At 59.1% G+C, this 17418-nt stretch carries 16 protein-coding genes and 1 tRNA gene; 7 read left to right on the forward strand and 10 right to left on the reverse strand.

What is annotated here, in order from left to right; translation table 11 throughout:
- Positions 1-382 precede the first annotated feature (382 nt).
- Positions 383-913, reverse strand: a complete 531-nt coding sequence (locus Q0899_RS01785) for a DUF2244 domain-containing protein (RefSeq protein WP_299190943.1) — start codon at positions 911-913, stop codon at positions 383-385.
- On the reverse strand, positions 914-2581 hold the full coding sequence (ctaD, locus tag Q0899_RS01790) for a cytochrome c oxidase subunit I (protein ID WP_298292300.1): 1668 nt from the start codon (positions 2579-2581) through the stop codon (positions 914-916).
- Between the two features lie 459 nt (positions 2582-3040).
- Here ctaD and Q0899_RS01795 point away from each other — a divergent pair, with 459 nt between their 5' ends.
- Complete coding sequence (locus Q0899_RS01795; RefSeq protein ID WP_299190944.1) at positions 3041-3994, forward strand: DMT family transporter; 954 nt, start codon at positions 3041-3043, stop codon at positions 3992-3994.
- Positions 3995-4632: 638 nt separating this feature from the next.
- Here Q0899_RS01795 and Q0899_RS01800 read toward each other — a convergent pair.
- Entirely contained in the window at positions 4633-5280 is a 648-nt protein-coding gene (locus tag Q0899_RS01800) for a TetR/AcrR family transcriptional regulator (RefSeq protein ID WP_298358699.1), read from the reverse strand.
- 61 nt (positions 5281-5341) lie between these two features.
- Here Q0899_RS01800 and Q0899_RS01805 point away from each other — a divergent pair, with 61 nt between their 5' ends.
- Positions 5342-6550 (forward strand): multidrug effflux MFS transporter, encoded by a 1209-nt coding sequence (locus tag Q0899_RS01805; protein WP_299190945.1) that lies wholly within the window; start codon positions 5342-5344, stop codon positions 6548-6550.
- Positions 6551-6589: 39 nt separating this feature from the next.
- Here the strand turns inward: Q0899_RS01805 and Q0899_RS01810 are convergent, their stop codons facing one another.
- On the reverse strand, positions 6590-7231 hold the full coding sequence (locus Q0899_RS01810; protein ID WP_299190946.1) for an NAD(P)H-dependent oxidoreductase: 642 nt from the start codon (positions 7229-7231) through the stop codon (positions 6590-6592).
- Positions 7228-7986 carry an SDR family oxidoreductase gene (locus Q0899_RS01815; RefSeq protein WP_299190947.1) on the reverse strand — a complete coding sequence of 253 codons (759 nt, stop codon included), beginning with the start codon at positions 7984-7986 and terminating at the stop codon, positions 7228-7230. Before Q0899_RS01815 ends, Q0899_RS01810 begins: the two co-directional genes overlap by 4 nt.
- 87 nt (positions 7987-8073) lie before the next feature.
- Between Q0899_RS01815 and Q0899_RS01820 the strand changes: the two genes are divergently transcribed.
- Both Q0899_RS01820 and Q0899_RS01825 read left to right on the forward strand, forming a co-directional pair.
- Positions 8074-8712 (forward strand): TetR/AcrR family transcriptional regulator, encoded by a 639-nt coding sequence (locus tag Q0899_RS01820; RefSeq protein ID WP_299190948.1) that lies wholly within the window; start codon positions 8074-8076, stop codon positions 8710-8712.
- Positions 8709-9719 carry a glutathione S-transferase C-terminal domain-containing protein gene (locus Q0899_RS01825; RefSeq protein ID WP_299190949.1) on the forward strand — a complete coding sequence of 337 codons (1011 nt, stop codon included), beginning with the start codon at positions 8709-8711 and terminating at the stop codon, positions 9717-9719. The genes Q0899_RS01820 and Q0899_RS01825 overlap by 4 nt, the downstream gene beginning before the upstream one ends.
- Positions 9720-9800: 81 nt before the next feature.
- On the opposite strand, the gene Q0899_RS01830 is transcribed toward Q0899_RS01825, so the two are convergent.
- Positions 9801-10514, reverse strand: coding sequence for an anti-sigma factor (locus tag Q0899_RS01830; RefSeq protein ID WP_298292285.1), 714 nt, complete (start codon positions 10512-10514; stop codon positions 9801-9803).
- Complete coding sequence (locus Q0899_RS01835) at positions 10511-11053, reverse strand: sigma-70 family RNA polymerase sigma factor (protein ID WP_299190950.1); 543 nt, start codon at positions 11051-11053, stop codon at positions 10511-10513. The genes Q0899_RS01830 and Q0899_RS01835 overlap by 4 nt, the downstream gene beginning before the upstream one ends.
- Positions 11054-11318: 265 nt before the next feature.
- Between Q0899_RS01835 and Q0899_RS01840 the strand changes: the two genes are divergently transcribed.
- Positions 11319-11729, forward strand: a complete 411-nt coding sequence (locus Q0899_RS01840; protein ID WP_299190951.1) for a hypothetical protein — start codon at positions 11319-11321, stop codon at positions 11727-11729.
- A 75-nt stretch (positions 11730-11804) separates the two neighbouring features.
- On the opposite strand, the gene lipB is transcribed toward Q0899_RS01840, so the two are convergent.
- Positions 11805-12458, reverse strand: a complete 654-nt coding sequence (gene lipB, locus Q0899_RS01845) for a lipoyl(octanoyl) transferase LipB (RefSeq protein ID WP_299190952.1) — start codon at positions 12456-12458, stop codon at positions 11805-11807.
- 71 nt (positions 12459-12529) lie between these two features.
- Here lipB and Q0899_RS01850 point away from each other — a divergent pair, with 71 nt between their 5' ends.
- Both Q0899_RS01850 and Q0899_RS01855 read left to right on the forward strand, forming a co-directional pair.
- Entirely contained in the window at positions 12530-13897 is a 1368-nt protein-coding gene (locus Q0899_RS01850; RefSeq protein ID WP_299190953.1) for a peptidoglycan-binding protein, read from the forward strand.
- A 118-nt stretch (positions 13898-14015) separates the two neighbouring features.
- Positions 14016-14102: transfer RNA gene (locus tag Q0899_RS01855), tRNA-Leu, on the forward strand.
- Between the two features lie 95 nt (positions 14103-14197).
- On the opposite strand, the gene Q0899_RS01860 is transcribed toward Q0899_RS01855, so the two are convergent.
- Positions 14198-16285: a hypothetical protein gene (locus tag Q0899_RS01860; protein WP_299190954.1), complete on the reverse strand. Its 2088-nt coding sequence runs from the start codon at positions 16283-16285 to the stop codon at positions 14198-14200.
- Between the two features lie 70 nt (positions 16286-16355).
- Entirely contained in the window at positions 16356-17246 is an 891-nt protein-coding gene (locus tag Q0899_RS01865; RefSeq protein WP_299190955.1) for a fatty acid desaturase, read from the reverse strand.
- Positions 17247-17418 lie beyond the last annotated feature (172 nt).

A 17418-nucleotide genomic window follows, 5' to 3' on the forward strand; every position in this document is an offset into this window, starting at 1 on the left:
GGCGGGATCATCCTGCTCGATCTTGAAAGAGTTCCATAGAGAGGCGGCGCCGCCGAGATGTGGTTCACGCCTTGCTTGAGGGTTGGTATGCCCTTTCGCCTGAAATCACCGGTGACTTCGGAGAAGGGCGCGGGAGACATCAGAGCAATCTGACGGCTGCGCCCTCCCAAGAAACCACGAATGGATACGACGACACGTCTTGATGCGCCGAAGGTTCGAACGGCTGCGGGTATAGCGGGCGCGGGGTTGTATTTGGTTAACGATGCGTGCGGTGATCTGATTGTGCGGCAACAGCCGCGCATGATTGTTTCGCGCTCGCCGCGCAGGCATGGGGGCTCTGCCCCCAAACCCCCGGGATACTTATGAACGAAGGAAAGGGACCCTAAGCGGCGAGGTTTTTAAGCTCGTCCTCGAGCTGGTGCTTCAACGCGATGCGCTCTTCGGCGGAGAGGAACGCGCCCAGCTCGACCTCGCGCGGGCCGCCTTTCAGCGTGAGGTAGTGCTTCACCGGCTTTTTATGCTCTGCCACCTGCACCCAGTAGGGATTGGCTTGCCAGTCCTTGCGGGTGCCCTTGGGGTCGATATGGACCAGCGTCAGCCGGTCCTGCCACAGGGTCAGCTCCTCCACGATATGGCCGTCGCGGTAGTTGCGCATGATGAAACCCCACAGAGCGGCGACCGTGATGATCAGGAAGGGGAGAACGCCCCAGAAAGCGGCGGTGCCGAAGACGCCGAAAAGCGGGACGGACAGGCCGCAGCACAGGACGGCGATCACCCAGACAAAGCCCGTCGCGGGCAGGGACCGGTGCGGGTACAGCAGCACCCGCCATTCAGGCGTTTTGTCGTTGTAAGTAGAAAGGGCCTCGGGATAATCCGAGGCCCTTCCTGCAAGGTCTATGTGCTGGATGGGCACCTAGTGGTGCGCCTTGTCCCAGTCTTCCTGCTTTGGCAGGATTTCGAACGTGTGCTCCGGTGGAGGGGACGGCAGGGTCCATTCCAGCGTGTCCGCATATTCGTTCCACGGGTTGGCTTCCGTCACGCGGCGGCCTTTGGTCAGGGTGTAGACCATGACGCCGATGAAGAAGAGGAACGACGCGAAGCTGAGGAACGCGCCCCAGGAGGAGACGTAGTTCCAGTAGGCAAACGCCTCAGGGTAGTCGATGTAGCGACGTGGCATACCTTGCCTCCCGAGGAAGTGCTGCGGGAAGAAGGTGATGTTTGCGCCGATGAACATCGTCCAGAAGTGCAGCTTGCCCGCCCATTCAGGATACATGCGGCCCGACATTTTCGGCAGGTAGAAGTAGATACCCGCAAAGATCGAGAACACGGCCCCGAGGCTCATCACGTAGTGGAAGTGAGCCACCACGTAGTAAGTGTCGTGATAGGCGCGGTCGATGCCCGCTTGGCTGAGCACGATGCCCGTTACGCCGCCTGCGGTGAACAGGAACAGGAAGCCCATGGCCCACAGCATCGGGGTTTTGAACTCGATCGAGCCGCCCCACATTGTCGCGATCCATGAGAAGATCTTGATGCCTGTCGGCACCGCGATCACCATCGTGGCCAGCATGAAGTAGGACTGCTGCGTCAGCGACATGCCCACGGTGTACATGTGGTGCGCCCAGACCACGAAGCCCAGCGCGCCAATGGCGACCATCGCGTAAACCATCGGCAGGTAACCAAAGACCGGCTTGCGCGAGAAGGTGGCGATCACGTGGGAGATGATGCCGAAGCCCGGAACAACCACGATATACACCTCGGGGTGCCCGAAGAACCACAGCAAGTGCTGGTACAGGATCGGGTCACCGCCGCCAGCGGCGTCGAAGAAGGTTGTGCCGAAGTTACGGTCGGTCAGCAGCATGGTGATGGCGCCCGCCAGAACCGGCAGGGACAACAGGATCAGCCACGCGGTCACGAAGATCGACCACGAGAACAGCGGCACCTTGTGCAGGGTCATGCCCGGCGTGCGCATGTTCAGGAAGGTGGTGATCATGTTGATCGCGCCAAGGATCGAAGACGCCCCCGACATGTGCACCGCGAAGATCGCGAAGTCGGTCGACATGCCTTGTTCCGTCGTCGACAGCGGCGCGTAGAGCACCCAGCCAATGCCGGAGCCGGCCTGATCGTTACCGCCGGGAACCAACAACGACGCGACAGCAAGCGCACAGGCGGCCACATACATCCAGTAGGACAGGTTGTTCATGCGTGGGAACGCCATGTCAGGCGCGCCGATCTGCAATGGCATGAAGTAGTTGCCGAAGCCGCCAAACAGGGCGGGGATCACGACGAGGAACATCATCAAGATGCCGTGGCCGGTGATCAAAACGTTCCAGAGGTGGCCGTTTGGCGTACAATCTGCGGTTGCCGCAGCGGTGAAACGTGCGCCTTCAAGGCACATGTACTGCACACCGGGTTCCATCAGCTCCAACCGCATGTAGACGGTGAACGCCACGGAGATGAACCCCATCAGCGCGGCGGTGAAGAGGTACAGAATACCGATATCTTTGTGGTTGGTGGACATGAACCAACGGGTGAAGAAGCCCCGTTCGTCGTGATCGTGTCCCTCGATGGCGGCGTCGGCCATGGGTGTCTCCCAATTCTTATGTAGTTAAGTCTCGACATTTGCGCAGGCGACAGAATCCGCCCGTTGGGTGACGGTTTAGTGCCTTGGGGCGGGCAGGGCAATGTTGCAAGGGGCAACAGGGGTGGAAAAAATGTCGCGGGGCGGCGAGATATCCCCTTTTTTGCGGAACATCCGGGCTTGCGTTCCACGGTCGGGATAGGCCACAGCGCGCAGATTTGAGAAATTCGTATCTGAATGTTTGCTTTGAGCCCAATGTGTCGATTGTAGCGGCTTGCTTGAACTTCCGCTTTGGACCAAAAATGCTGGACCAAGTCGCGGGGTTTAGCAGCGTTTCTAAAAACCACGTCTTCTAACCAGAAGCCATGAGAGCAAAAGCGACACCTGCGTCGATTCCCGGCGAGACACTGCATGGCAAAGAGGCGAACACTAAGCATGTACCTAAGGTAGGGGATGCTTCCTGTGAGCAAAATAACGACAAGTAATACTCCAGTTGGCACTGATAGGGCGCTGCATAGCAACGTCATTTGCATCACGGCAATTGCGCTATTTGCGACCGGTTTCCCGGCTGCTGATGTGTTGTTGAAGACTTGGGGGCCTATCTCGCTCATCACTGCGCGGATCGTCCTCGCTTGCGCATTGATGTTGCCATTGTGGTTGATCATTGATGGTCCCATGCGGGTCATTAACGCACCCTGGTCGCGCGCTCTTGCTATTGGCGCATTAGGTTTCGGCACTGGCACAATACTTCTGCTGGTTGTCCAAGACATGACGGACCCGGTTTCCGCAGCGTTAATTGCGGCAACAATGCCCATAAGTGCAGTGGTTCTTGAAATCATGTTTGATGGTCGAAAGTTGACGCTGAACTTTGCTGGAGGAGCGATACTTGTCCTGATCGGCGGGTTTCTTGCGGCAGGTGCAGATTTGCGAGGCGGTACGTTTGGAAGCGCTATTGTCCTTGGTAGCACCGCTTCGGTGATGTTTGCTTGGGGGTCTCGCAAGACGGTAAAAGGGTTGCCAGAAATGACCTCGCTCGGGCAAGCCACCTCAACATTCATTGGTGCGATGATCTTTTGCGTTGCGACCTTTGCGCTTTTCAAGTTCATGGGCTGGGAGGGAACTCAGTCGGCCCAGCTGGGGCTTTGGGGCTGGTCAATGATGTTGACTTACGCTTGGGGTGCTATGGCGTTGAGCCAAGCCTTCTGGATCCTTGGCGTCTCTCGATTGGGCATCGGCATTGCGTCTTTCCACCTTAACGCAGCCCCTTTCTATGTGATGCTGATCCTCTTAGTTGCAGGCGGGGGTTGGGATTGGGGACGCGCTCTCGGTGCTGCCCTGCTCGCTCTTGGTGTTGTACTTGCACAGAAAAAGAGAGCGACGGAACGCCAACCGGAACCGCTTGGTGCCGGCAGCTAGTTGAAGGTGGCGACGACGGTACAATGCTTTTGACCTAGTGCGGCGCAAGCAGAAATAAATCTGCCACATCCGGCTCGTTCTCATTTTCTCTGCGGCCTGCCTGCGCCGACTGCCGGGCGTGGCCAGATTCCGATCAAACCTGTCGTTGAAGGAACTGAAAGCGTCGAACAAATTGCTCGCTGGGTCATGTAAAGCCTGAATGCTGCGCGGCACATACGATTAGAAGTGACCAATTCCTGAAAGCGGTCTTTGGCGCAACTGCAGCGAAAGCTCCGTTTGTCCCGCACAACCGACATTAACTTAACGCTCCAACATGTTGACCAAGGTATGCAACGGTCGATCAAGGCGCCAATGTTTTGCCAAAAACCCAGTCTTCGAAATGCTGCAATGCAAGAAAGTGCCTGCTTACTTGGCGCGCCGCAGGCGGGCACATTGGTACGAAGCCTTGTTCGTGCCGCTCCGGTTTCGAACTTCAAATACGGCAACAGGAGAGGGGGGGGGGCGTCTCAGCCTAAGACGGGTCGCCCGCTTGATGTGCCCATGACAGATTTGACGATAGTTTGTTGAAACTGGAGCAAGCTTTTTCTGGACGTCTGTTTGTTCCCCGGTGTTGCTCTGATCGAAGTCTTTCCCGGTTGCTAGGTGGCTCGCTGCAATTCATCCGTGAGGATTGAGACGACCGCCTGAACGGTTGGATCTACGAGGTCGGCGGGTCTTGATGGGCGCGCGTGCTTTCTGGCGAACACCGGGATGGTTCCTTCCGTCACCGTTAACATCAGATATGCCGCCTGGTGACGCGGCTCATCGGTTGATGTCGGAAACAGGGCGGCCAGTACATCAACCAGCCATGCGATCGCCAACTCATACGAGCGTTCGATGATCTGTGTCCCAAAGCCATGATGCTTTGCGAGAATCCAGAACTCCAGGAACAGCCCATTTGTTTCCGGCACCATCGCATCATCAATCATCCAAGCGAGAATGCGGCGCAGCTCGCTGATGGGATCGGCGTCGCTTCCGAAAACTGGAACCTCCGGCCTGACCTTGGCATATCGTTCGCAGACGTCATGCATCACTTCTTCGACCAGAAGGATCTTGCTTGGGAAGTGGTAGGTCAAATTGCCTGGGCTGATGCCGCAGGCCGCTGCGACTTTGCGTGTGCTCAGCTCATGGTAGCCGTCCTCAAGCAGCAGCTTCTCTGCTGCTTCGATGATCTGGTCGCGTGAGGCGCGTCCCAGACGGTTGCTGCTTCGCGCGCTGACCTTCGAACTGTTCCCATCCAAACTCATATTGACAGGTTAGTACATCTGTCCTAACCGTCAAGCAAACAATTAGGACACTCGTACTAAGGTGAAAAATCAGATTTCAGTCATCTTCACCTTTGGGTTGGTTATGATGCTGGCCCCCTTCGCGATCGACCTCTACTTGCCGGCCTTGCCGACGATCAGTGATCAGCTTGGGACGGAGATCGACCAACTTGAAGCATCAGTCGCGATCTTCCTGATCGGATTTGCAGCAGGTCAGCTCGTATTGGGCCCTCTCTCTGATGCCATCGGACGGATGCGGGTTCTCGTAGGGGGCTTGGCCGTTTTTGCGGTCGCGTCCGGCATCATTGCGACTGTCGACAGTGTTAACGAACTGTTTGTGTGGCGCTTTGTCCAAGCGGTCGGGGCCGCAGGTTCGGTGACTGTGTTCCCCATGGTGCAGGACCGGTTCAGGCAGCAGGACGCAGCGCGTGTGATCTCGATCCTGATGGCGTTGATCATTGTCGCCCCGCTCGTTGCACCGCTTCTCGGGGGATACATTCTCATCTTCGCGGGGTGGCCGACGATCTTCCTGCTCTTGTCGGCCCTTGGAGTTGTGTCGCTATTGCTCGCGTTCAAGGCGTCGCCGCCGTCGACCGAACCACGCCGCCGGATCACGCTCCGCATGCTTTCCGGCCAATACGCTACCGTCCTCAAGGAGCGGCGCGTTGTCTTGGCAATCCTGACAGGAAGCTTTGCGTTCGGAGGCCTGTTCGCCTTCGTAGCGGGGTCGCCTTTCGTGTACATTACCTATTTCGACGTACCCGAAGAGCGTTACGGCCTTCTGGTCGGTTTGAATGCCGCCGCCATGATCATCGTAAACTTGGCCAATGCATCCATGCTCGCAAAGTTTCCGGCCATCAGAAAAATTGCTGTCGGAGCGGTTTTCCTGGCACTGGCGGGCGTTGCGATGCTTGCAGCAGCGCTGCTTGGTCAGGGATTGGTGATGATCGTCGCCATTGCCATTGTGTTCTTCGCCGCCTTGGCATTGGTGGAAACCAACGCCGCCATTGTCGCCTTCTCAGTCCTGCAGGAGGAGAATGGCACAGTCGCGTCGCTCAACGGGGCGTTGCAATTTGGCATTGGGGGGCTGTCGAGCATGCTGGTCAGCACACTGGCATCGACCAACGCCGTTCCGCTTGCCATTGTAATGGCCGCAAGCGGATTGGCTGTGTTGTTGTGTGCGGTCCGGTTGGTTTTCTTCGACAGAGCGTCCGAGCCCGGGTCAAAATCACGCGGTTCTCAAACCAGTTGAGAACCGCGCTAACGTCTTGTTGGTCTTCGACCCGCCGGGTCAGTTCACACCAGCTTTTGTAGCAGGGCGCAGGCGATCATCCTTTGGCAGACCTAACTGATCCACCCACGCGTCAACCTCACCTTCGGCACGTGCAATGGCCGTGTCGTCCATGAAGTGCCTATTGGCGGCGACAAATGTGACATCCGTAATTCCCACGAAGCCCAATATGTGGCGTAGGTAGCCGCTTGCAAAATCAATGTCGGATCCAAAGTCCGTCCCGCCCGAGGCAAAGCACACGATTGCCGTTTTGCCGGACAACAACCCTTTGGGGCCGGTATCGGAATATGCGAAGGTTTTTCGCGCGCGGCAGATCAAATCAATCCAAAGCTTGAGGCTTGCCGGGATCGAAAAGTTGTAAACGGGGGCCCCGATGATCAACGTGTCGGCGGCGTCAATCTCGGCGATCAGCGTATCGGATAGGGCCAGCACATCCTTTTGTTGGTCGGTGCGGTCTTCTTCTGGCGTCGAATTGGCATTGATCCAAGCGTGATCCAGAAGTGGTAGGGGATTGTTCAGGTCCCGCACGGTCACATCGAACGGTTTTCCCGTGTCGGTGAGCCTGTCGATGATGCGATCCGCCAGGTGGCGGCTTTGCCCTGTTTCTGTTTGTGCACTGCAGTCGATGCGAAGGATTTTCATAGCGAGGTCCACCCACCATCGACGGCAATTTCAGCACCACGCATGTAGGAAGATGCATCCGAAGCAAGAAACAGCACGGCGTTCGCGATCTCTTCTGCTGTGCCGAACCGGCCCGCCGGCACCTGCGCCACGATGCCAGATGCCATTTCTTCCAGCTGTTCTTCTGTCATGCCGATTTTGCCATAAAGCGGTGTTTCAATCGGGCCCGGAGCAACGGCGTTCACCCGAATTTGCTGCTCTCCAAGCTCTGCAGAAAGAGTACGTGTTGCCGAGCGCAAGGCCGCCTTGGAGGCTGAATACACCGCCATTCCAGGCATCCCCAATTCATCAAGGCAAGAGGTGTTCATAACGATTGACCCGCCTGCGTTCATAAGTGGGGCCAACGACTGCACCAACATCAGCGGTGCGGTAAAGTTGATCATGATCTGTGCTTGCGCCCGAGCGGCGTCGATTTGACCCAAAGGGGCCGGCCACGTGACGCCAGCATTCGCAAACAGAATGTCGATTGATCCAAATTCCGCCTTCAAATGCTGCGATAGGGCAAGACTGTCTTCTGAATGTTCAGCGCGCCAGCGGATGGCCACGACATTTGTGTCGCCGTTGGCCAATTTTGAACGCGCCGCGTCAAGGCGGGCCTCATCTTGGCCTGTGATGATCAGGGTTTTTACACCCTCGGCAATGAACCGTTCGGCAGCGGCAAAACCGATGCCAGACGTCGCCCCCGTTATGACTGCGATCTTGTCTTTGAGTTGCATAGTCTGTTCCTTGAATTTAATTTACTGATCGGTTAGGTAAATGCGAAATAGACCACTGTCCACAATTAAATGCAGATCGGTAAAATAATGGCAAAACCCAGCTCTCCCGCACGGCGCGGCAAAGGCCGCCCGCCGTCAATCGACCGTATCGCGGCACTTGATGCCGCTGTGCTGACCTTTTGGGAAAAGGGGTATGAGGGGGCGTCATTGACAGATTTGACGAACGCGATGAACCTGTCGCGGCCGTCGCTGTATTCCGGGTTTGGGGACAAAGCCCAGCTTTTTGACGCAGCCCTGATGCGATACGCGCAAACAATCGGAAGCGCGCCAATGGCTGCATTTGAGGCAGAGCCAGACATATCGAAGGCAGTACGCGCGTTTCTGAGCGAGGCAGCCGCTGGCAACACAACGCCAGGCAACCCTTGCGGATGTCTGATCGGGTGTTGCGCCGCAACTGCCGCTGAATCCGACCCGAATGTCCGCAGGCGCTTGAACCAATTGCTGTCAGATACGCAAAGCCGTCTGGCCAAGCGGTTCGAAGCGGAACCGAAGCTACCTGGGCATTTCTCGGCGCGCAGCCGCGCAGCGATGATGCTTGATTTCATGAACGCGCAGGCAATCCGCGCCCGCTCCGGTGCGACACAGGACGAACTGATGGAAGATTTGGATATGAAAGTTCACGCGGTGCTTGGGGCGCAAGACAATTCCGAGCGGTCACTCACATGACGAAAGATGCAGCGACCCAAGAGGCGCAAACGGGGATCAAAGAACGGCGCGAAAGTGGGGAATTCGTGCGCGGCGTCAGCGGCCTCCGCCATTCCATAGGAGACCCGGAGTTTCCCCCTGAGGCAGGCCGATATCACCTGTTTGTTGCCCTCAATTGCCCCTGGTGTCACCGCGTGACGTTGGCTCGCAGCATTCTTGGATTGCAAGACAGCATCACTATGGATGTCGCATTTCCCAACCGGACAAATGAGGACGATCCCGAGGGGCCCAACCTATGGGAATTCGCGCCGGACCGTGTGGCATCGTTAACGCGAGAACCGCTGCCCGAATGCACGGGTGAAACCGGGACGGGGAAAGAACTGCGTTTGACCAGAGACATCTACCGGGAGGAGGGGTCGTCGGAGCAATCAGTCCCGATCCTTTACGACAAACTCGCCAAGCGCATCGTAAACAATGAAAGCGCTGACATCCTCCGTATGCTCAACCGCCATGCCCGTGCTCTTGGCGGCACCCCGTCCGACCCCGGGCTTTTGCCCGACGACACACGCAAACGCGATGAGATCGATGCGCTCAATGAACGCATTTACGTCACCATCAACAACGGGGCCTACAAAGCTGGTTTCTCGTCGGATCAGGAAATCTATGAAAACGCCTTTCATGCCTATTTTGAAACGTTGAGCTTTCTAGATGAGTTGCTCTCGGACGGTCGGTTGTTTCTGACGGGCAATGATTTCACCGAAGCCGACCTGCGGCTGTTTCCCACCCTCTACCGTCATGACCCGGTCTATTACGTAAGGATGAAACTAAATGGGGCTCATATTTACGACTACCCAAATCTATGGCGTTGGGTATGCCGGGTTTACGCCCTGGATGGTGTTGCCCAATCGGGATCATTGATTCATTGCCGCCAAGGCTATTTTGGGCGGTCTTGGAATGGCGTCATTCCCGCAGGGCCGATTAAGCCCATGCAATACCCAAACGCCTACATGCAGCTGGAGGAGCCATAAGAACGAGGGAGGCAATCCAGAAATTGAGGGAGTTCAGTGACATCGGGCTTTGCCCGTCAGGGGCGCATCGGCTTAGATAGCTTAAATATCCGTCACCTCACCCACCGCAAGCACCGCGCCTGTGGGCGCGCCGGTGGGGGAGCCGCCGTCAGGTTCGTCGGAAATCGCCAACACCATGCCGCCAACCACGCCTTGCAGGTCCTCCGGCAACGCGATGTTGCCGGTGCCGTCATCGGTAAGCACGCCGAGCGAGCGGGGGGGATTGTCGCCCACGATGGCCCAAAGTTCAAAGTCGCGGCCCGTGGCCGGCTCGCCTGCAGTGCGGGTGACGCGTAACCCGCCAGTGGACCCGTCATAGACGGCCAGCACGCGCAGGCTGTCATCCTCAGCCGCAATCTCGCTGACAAAGAGCGGGCCGGAGGCGGGGGCTTCAGGCGCCGTTTGGGTGACAAGCATTACAGCCATAACGGCAGCAGCCGCCGTCGCGACGAGGGAAAAGCCCTGCCACAGCCCCAACCGCCCCCAGAGAGAGGCCGGCTTATCGGGCGCACCGAACAAATCATTCGTCAGGCGGGCTTTCAGCGCTTTGGGTGGCACCACGGGCGCAAAATCCTCTGCCAGGTCTGAGAAATGCGCGACCCATTCGGCGACGTCGCGCTCGAGCGCGCGGTCTTGGGCCAAACGGGCCTCGAAGCTGCGTTCTTCATCCGCCGTCATCAGCCGCAACGTGTATTCGGCGGCGAGCACTCGGTTTTCTTCTTCCGGCGTCAGTGGGGTGTCTGGGCTGTCGGTCATTGGGTCATGCACTCCCTGAGCGCGATCAGCGAGCGTCGCAGCCATGTGCGCATCGTGTTCAGCGGCACGTCAAATTTCGCCGCGAGATCGGCGTAGCTGTCCCCCTCCAGATAAGCGCCGCGGACGGCAGCCCTGCGGTCGTCGGGCAACTGGTCCAGACAGCCGATGATGCGCGTGGCCTCAGAGCCTGCAATGGCCGATTGCTCCGGCGTGGGGCCGGATGCAGCCATGCGGTCCTCGACATCTGCGATGTCGTCGGCCTGCTTGGTGGCGCGCAGACGGTCGATCGCCGTGTTCCGCGCGATTGTGATTAGCCATGTCATCGGGCTTAACCCATTGCTTGCGTATCTATCCGCGTAGCGCCAGATCTTCATGTAGGTCTCTTGCAAGACGTCCTCGGCACTGGCGGTATTGTTCAACACACGCAGCGCCACCCCAAAAAGTTTCGCGCTTGTCGCATCATAAAGTTCCGAGAAGGCGGATCGGTCGCCCAATGCGACCCGGGATATCATCCGGTCAATATCTGCCATGGTGGTCATGCGCGCGGCTCTCCAGTTCTCATGTCCCCGACCCCCGGACCGAGCGCATCTGGCGCACGGCGCGGGGATGTTCTTCGTCTGCGACCTGCGCCGTTGGGGCTGACACAAGCTGGGAGAGGCGAATGTTGTCCCCTAAAGTGGCGAAAAACCTAGATAAGTCAATTTTTTCCACAACAAATTGAACCGGGCTGAAACTTTGCGGGGGCTGGCTCCGTATCTTCACCAATGGCCGCAAAACGTGGCCTTGAATGGAGGAACTGATCACATGAAAACGTTGAGAATTGCTGCGGCGCTAAGTCTAGTGGCAACCGCCGCCTTTGCGGACGGGCATGCCGCCCCGATGGTCATGGCCACCGACCAATCCGTGGCCAATGGCGTTGTGAGCGCCGAAAAGATTGTTGCCGGTGAAAACGGCTGGTTGGTGGTGCATCGCACCGATGCCGAGATGACCCCCGGCCTCGTGGTGGGCCATGCCCCGATCCGCGCAGGTGAAACGGCGGATGTCGCGGCGATCCTGACCGAGGAGGTCAACCCCGGCGAGATGTTGATGCTGATGGTGCATTCGGAGGCAGGCGGCACCGAGACCGGCATCTTTGAATACACGTTAGGCGCCAAGGAAGACGGCCCGATCAAGCCCGATGGGAAACTGGTTATGACGGTCATCACCGCTCAATAAGGGGATCAATCCCTGAGCTGTGAGAGAGGCGGCCTTTTGGGAGAGGGGCCGCCTCTTTTTCGTGGGGCGGGCAGGTTATGGGGCTGGGAAATGCGCGCCGAAAGTGCGTTTCAGCGCGTCGTCCACATCGCCCATTGTCACCGGCAGCCCCAGATCGACCAGCGAGGTCACCCCCTGATCGGAGATGCCGCAAGGGACGATACCGCTGAAATGGTCCAGATCAGGTTCGACATTGATCGACAGCCCGTGAAAGCTGACCCATTTGCGCAAACGCACCCCGATGGCCGCGACTTTGTCTTCGCGCGGGGTGCCGTCGGGCAGGGGGGGCTTTTCGGGGCGGGGGACCCAGACACCGACGCGGCCCTCACGGATTTCGCCGGTGACGTTGAATTCGGCCAGCGTGGCGATGACCCAGGCCTCCAGATTTTGCACAAATTTGCGCACATCCTTGCCGCGGGTGTTGAGGTCCAACAGCACATAGGCGACCCGCTGTCCGGGCCCGTGATAGGTGTATTGCCCGCCGCGCCGCGTTTCGTGCACCTCGAACCGGTCCGGATCGGTCAAATCCTCGCGCTTGGCGGAGGTGCCTGCAGTATAGAGCGGCGGGTGCTCCACCAGCCAGATCGCCTCGCGCGCGGTGCCCGCGGCAATGGCGGCGGCGCGGGTCTCCATCCAGGTCACCGCGTCGGAGTATTGGGTCAGCCCTTGAGAGGTAATCCATTCGGGCAATTTTTCGTTCCCTTGCGGCAATACCCCATGTTACGCTGAGGCAATTGGTTTTTACACTTCGGAGGAATGGCATGTTTATCAAACAATTTACAATGGCTTGCGCGGCGGCAGCGGTCATGTCGGTGCCGGCGATGACGCCCGCAAAAGCCGACTCAGGCGACTTTGCCGCTGGCATCGTGGCCGGCGTGATTGGCAGCGCGGTGGTCCGCAACGCCAACAAACCCAAGCGCACCGTGCGCCGGTCGACCCGGTCAACCCGCGCCGCCAAGCCTCGTATTTCGAGCGCCCAACGCGCCGAGAACCGCGAAGTGCAAACCGCATTGAACTATTTTGGTTTCCCGTCAGGTTCCCCCGACGGGGTGTTCGGCAAAAAGACCCGCGCCGCGGTGTCCAACTACCAGGTGCATCTGGGATACGCGGCGACGGGCCAGCTGACATCCTACGAGAAGGACTTCCTGCTGCAATCCTACCGCCGCGCCTTGGCTGGCGGGCCCACGACGACGCAGCAGATCGCCGCGAACCCGCTTGGCCCACGCGGTCTACTGAATACCTACCGCGACCAGGCGGCAGGGGTGGTGACCGCAGCCGCGCCGACCGTTCAGGCCGCGCCGTCCACCACCACCGTGGTGGCGCTGCAACCGCAAGTGCTGCCACTGCAGGGCGGAACGACAACCACAACGACGACCACCGTGTCGGGCACCGGCGCGGCGGCGACAACTGGCGCGGCGCTGCCGAATTTTCTTGGCACGACCGAAGTCGCCTCGTTGGCGTCACATTGCAATCAGGTGTCGCTGATCACCTCGACCAATGGCGGCTTCACCACGGAGGCCAACATCGTTGACGCGTCCTTCGCGTTGAACGAGCAGTTCTGCCTGGCACGCACCTATGCGATTGCAGAAGGTGAACAGCTGGTGGCCTCGGTACAAGGCTTCACCCCGCAGCAGATCGAACAGCAATGTGCAGGCTTCGGCCCGGCAATGGCGCCGCATGTGGCCGCGCTGTCGGTCAAACCGTCTGATCAGGTCTCTGCGGATGTGGGCAAGTTTGTTCTGAACTCGGGCATGGCCCCCGCACAATTGGCGGGCACCGCGAAGATTTGCCTGTCCGTGGGCTACCGCACCGACAACATGGATGTGGCCATCGGGTCCGCGCTGATCCTGAGCGTTTTGGGCGAGCAAGCTTACGGCGAGCTGATGGGCCACCACTTGGCGCAGGGCTTCGGCGTGACCAAGCGGGCCGATTTGTCCACGGCATGGTACGAGATGGGGCTGAACGCCGTCGAGCAAGGCGCGACGCCGGTCTTCAACCCGGGCGACCCGCAGCGCAGCGCGCTGATCCGCAAGGCCGTGTTCTCGGGCACCAGCCAGTCGCAGAATGGGACCCAGCCTTTGGTCCAGCCTGCAGGGGCGGCATTGCCGACCTTCAGCATCCAGAACTAGGTTTTCGAACCACAAACAGAAGGGCCGGGGGCAGCGTTGCCTCCGGCCTTTTCTTTTGCCTGCATTTTGCCCTTCACAAGGACGAGGCCCTCGGCTAAACCGCCCCCAGCCTAGACTTGCGGTCGTGGCGGAATTGGTAGACGCGCAGCGTTGAGGTCGCTGTTCTGTAACAAGAGTGAGGGTTCGAGTCCCTCCGACCGCACCAGGCTTTTTGCCTCGCAAAAAGTCGACCAGCGCCAAACTTCCATAACAGACATCTCGCGGCAGGTCGGTCGCAGACCTACCGAGAGCACGCGCGCCCTAGACAAACGCCTCCGGCATTTCAAACACGAAGTCATCCTCCGTCAGGTCCGCCACATCAAGGTTGCGGATCACCATGCGTTCGCCATTGCCCAATCTGACTTCGGCGTCGTTGCTGCCATAGGCCAAAATGGTCAGGTCGTTGAAGTCGACGCCGTCAACCAGGATGCGGTCCAGGCCGTCCTCATAGTCGTAGATGATGTTCAGACCCGACCCGTCGCGGAAGGCAAAGACATCAGCCCCGCCGCCGCCATAGAGCCGGTCTGTGCCAGCACCGCCTTCAAACAGCTCATCCAGCGCGGTGCCGCGCAAAGTGTCGCTGCCCTCAGTGCCCGTCAGGATGCCTACGGTGGCGATGGGGTTGGTGATGGCGACGAGCCCCGCATCCTCCAACGCCACATTGCGCAGGATCAACCGGTCGCCATCCGGCGTCCGGATTTCAAGGTCGCTTCCATTGTACTGGCTGAATGTCAGCTCATCAATTGTGACCCCGCGCAGCGCAATGGCGTCTTCGGCCAGGTTGAAATCATAGACCACATTGGTGTCGTAGCCGGTGCCGAAGATGACGGTGTCGGCACCTTCGCCGGTGGTGATGCGATCCGTGCCCGCTCCGCTGTCGATGATGTCGTCGCCGCCGTAGGCGAAGATCCGGTCTGCGCCGTCCCACCCGTGAAGCGTGTTGTCGCCAGCCGTGCCCAGCATGTGAAACCTCAGGTTGCCTGCATCCGCGATGTCGACATTGAGCAGGACAATGCTTTGGCCACCCTCGGTCGTGATGCTGAGATCGGTGCCGTTTACCGCGGTAATCGTGAGGTTGGCTGCGGAAAAGCCAAGCAAACCAACGCTGTCCTGCGCAACGTTGAAGTCATGAACAGTGTCAGTCGCGGTGTCGGGCCCCATCACGAACGTATCTTGGCCCGCGCCTCCATGAAGCTGGTCCGCGCCCCAGCCGCCGACCAACATGTCATGGCCGGCATTCCCGTAAAGCGTGTCATCGCTGGACAATCCGGTGACGGTTTCGCTGAGATGGCTGCCGTCAATTTGCAGCCCCGTGCCTTGCTCAACCACGTCTAATGCCGGGGGCGCAGGGCTGACGATGAAGGGCAGGACGGGGACCGTCGCATTTGGTCCGGTTGCGAACAGGAAATCGCCTGGCTCCATCTCGGAGCTTTGGGCGACGCCGCCGTAGCTGACAGTGGGTTGGGTGACCGGGTCGACAGTGATGATCCGCAGCAACCCTTCGGGCGTGACGGTCGCAGACTGGGTGCCGACCTCGGAGCCGTTGTCAGTCACCACGAAGCCACCGAGATCAAAGGTGCCGCCTACGGTTTGCCCCGGGGCCAGGTCGAGCTGGATCAGCAGGGTCGTGTCATTGAGCAAAAGAGCTTCTCCCGCCGCCGGTGACGTTTCGCCGGTGGAAATGGCGATTGCCATGCGGATGGCTGCGATTTCGTAGGCGGCGTCGGTCAAATGCACCGAGTCGCGCAATGGCAGATCGAAGATCGTGGTCGCGAGTGTGACCGCGTCGGACGCGTCGGCTATCGCTTCTTGCGCGGCGCGGATCGCGGCAGTGCCTCCATGCAAGGCCTCAGAATAGAAGGCGCGATCGCCCAAAGCCTGCATGAACACGGACGGCGCGCCGCTGGCCTCCACCAACGCGTCGAGCACGAATTGCAGCCCCTCGGCATAGTCCGCCGCGCCGTTTGCGCCGACATATGTGGTGTCGGCCTCGCCCTGCGCCCAGATGACCCCTAGAAATTCCGTTCCATTTGCAACCTCGGCGGCAATGCGGCCGGTGAACAGGTCCAGATTGGGGCCGCCAGTGCCGGTGTCCTCATCATACCAGTAATTCGCCGCGATGCGGGCATTCAGCTCGGGGTCGTCGGGCGCGCGGGTATCGGCGTAGTCAGAGGCCGACCCGCTGAGTATGGCCGACCCGCCGCGCGCGGCATCGAAGAACTGCACATCCGTGTATTGCGGATTACGGGCCAAGAATTCAGCGCGAAATGCGTCCAGCGCCGCCCCGTTATCTGCGTTGAACCATTCGTCCATGTTGGATTGGCCGGCCAAAACAAAATGCGCGATCATCGTTACGAATCCCTAAATGACGCCCCCGCCGAACCTTGTAGAGGGTTGTTTTCAGGATGCAAATCAGTGTTTAGCGATTGAGGCGCCCAATGCTGTCGCGGGTGAAACTTGCGTACCCCTTGCTTGTCACCGCCAGCTGGTCGCGCAGATGCGCATTCAACGCGGGCAGCTTGTGGAACGGCACCTGCGGGGCAGCGTGGTGTTCCGCATGGTAGGGCATGTTCCAGGCGATGAAGCGGATGACGCGGTTTGTGTAAGTGGTGCGGGTGTTTTCCAGCATATTGGCCACAAAGGCGCAGCGGCTGTGTTCGGCCAAAAGGTAGAAGCGCAGGAAGGGCTGGCCCAAAAGCATCGGCAGGAGCCAGACCCAGAAGAGCAATGGCGTCAAGAAAAGGCTGATCGCGGCGAGCAGATAAAGACCCAGCATCATGCGGGCCTCCCGTTGCAGGCGCGGTTTGGCGCGATCAGGGATGTAGGGGGCGTCGGCATTGCCCGTTGCATTTGCCAAAAGCTGCAGGGGCAGCTTGGTCCAGTAGGTGTAGCCGGAGACGTTGATGAGATAGGCGCTCCAAGTTTCGGGTTTGCCGCCGGACAGAAGCTCTGGGTCCTTCTCGGGGTCATTGGTGTGGCGGTGGTGGGCGAGGTGGAAATAGCGGAACCACTCGAAGGGCAGCAGCAGCACCAGCCCGCAGGCGCGACCGACCCAGTCGTTGAATGTGGCGTTTGCAAAGGGGGTCTGATGCGTGGCCTCGTGTTCCAGTGTGAAGAGGAAAACAAGGAGGATGCCTTGAACGGGCAGCAGCAGCGGCCATAACGGCGCTTTGAGGCCAATCCACAGACCCACGAGGCAGATGAGCCCGACATGACCCGCGAGGTGGATCAGCCCCGCGCGATTCTCTCGCTCATTCAACGCGGAGGTGACGTCGGCTGGGATACGGGCGAGGGCGGCTTTGTGATCCATGCACCAAAATGAGCGCAGCGGCGAGAAGATGAAAACCCCAAATCTGCTGCTCTAATGGACAAAACAGGCACCAAAACGCCGCGAACAGCGCCAATTCTGCGTTTTCCGGCTGGTTCCAAAAAATGAGACAGAACTTGGTTGAAACGTATGACAATTCGCGCTTTAGTTTGCG

The sequence above is a fragment of the uncultured Litoreibacter sp. genome (assembly GCF_947501785.1).
In the GTDB taxonomy this organism is placed as follows: Bacteria; Pseudomonadota; Alphaproteobacteria; order Rhodobacterales; family Rhodobacteraceae; genus Litoreibacter.